The following is a 1,420-nucleotide window of genomic DNA, read 5'->3' on the forward strand; positions in this document are numbered from 1 at the left end:
CAGTTGATACAAGCAGCAAACTGCTTATATTTTGCCATTTGCTGTGGTGTTTGGTTGTTTGGACCATCTTCCGGTGTGCGGTCATTACCGATAATATAAGGCTTAAGTGCTTCAAGACGTTCAATGAACGGCGTCATGTCGACGATTAAGTCTTTCTCGATAGGGAAGTTGGCTAACGGCTCAATCAAAAGGCCATCAGGGTAATCACGTAAGAACGTTTTACAGGCCAATTTAGGATAGTTGTTCACCATCATGCCGCATGAGCCACAGATAGCCATACGACAAGACCAGCGATAGGACAGGTCTTTATCTAGGTTATCTTTGATGTAGCCCAGCGCGTCAAGCACTGACATTGTGTCATCGAAAGGAACTTCGAAGGTTTGCTTATAAGGCTCGGCGTCTTTTTCTGGATCGTAACGCAGAATATCGACTTTTTGAATTCTAGTACCCGTCATTACTTCTGCTCCTCTGCGGCTTGTGCGTCTGCGACTTCTTTCGCCGCCGCTTCTTCTGCTGCTGCCCCATACAGGCGAGCTTTAGGTTGAGATTTCGTGATAGTAACATCACTGTATTCAATCGTTGGTGCGCGTCCTTCGTTGAAGAGCGCCAGTGAGTGCTTCAAGTAGTTCACATCATCACGTTCGGTGCAGCCTTCATCTAAACGTTGATGCGCCCCACGAGATTCACGACGAAGAATAGCCGAGTGAGCCATTGCTTCTGCCACTTCAAGGCCATAACCAATCTCAATGGCATAAAGAAGGTCGGTGTTGAACACCTTTCCTCGGTCTTTAATGCTGATTTTCTTATAACGCTCTTTCAGCTCGGTCAGCTTATCCATGGTCTCTTGAATGAGATCTTCGCGGCGGTAAATACCACAGCCCGCTTCCATAGAGTGGCCCATTTCTGTTCGAATGGTCGACCAGCTTTCATCGCCTTCCTGGTCCATCAATCCTTGGATACGTGCTTCTACCGCTTTCACTTGTTTTTCAATCGCGTCGTCGTTCCAGCCGGTAAACGTTTCCGCGCGTTTCACCGCACTTTCGCCTGCCACGCGACCAAATACCACGAACTCCGCCAGCGAGTTTGAGCCTAAGCGGTTTGCACCATGTAGACCGGAAGAGGCACATTCACCCACGGCGAAGAGACCTTTGATTTTCGTTTCACAACTCGGATCGGTTTCAATCCCACCCATGGTGTAGTGAACCGTTGGACGAATTGGGATCGGCTCTTTTGCCGGATCGACGTTAACATACGCCTTCGACAGCTCACAAATAAACGGCAGACGCTCTTGAAGGTACTCTTCACCTAAGTGTCTCAGGTCTAGATGCACCACATCGCCAAGGGGATGGTCGATGGTGTTACCTTTTTGCTGCTCGTGCCAAAACGCTTGAGAAACTTTGTCTCGAGGACCCAGTTCCAT

The 1,420-nt window shown here is 48.8% G+C and carries 2 protein-coding genes; both read right to left on the reverse strand.

Features of this window, described 5'->3' with window-relative positions; all coding sequences use genetic code 11:
• On the reverse strand, positions 1–455 hold a 455-nt coding region (locus tag AACW90_RS22830), incomplete at its 3' end, for a 2Fe-2S iron-sulfur cluster-binding protein (RefSeq protein WP_390239351.1).
• A partial coding sequence (locus tag AACW90_RS22835; RefSeq protein WP_390239355.1) for an FAD-binding protein occupies positions 455–1,420 on the reverse strand: 966 nt, incomplete at its 5' end. The genes AACW90_RS22830 and AACW90_RS22835, both read right to left, overlap by 1 nt.

Source organism: Vibrio frigidus, from assembly GCF_042465995.1.
Lineage (GTDB): Bacteria > Pseudomonadota > Gammaproteobacteria > Enterobacterales > Vibrionaceae > Vibrio.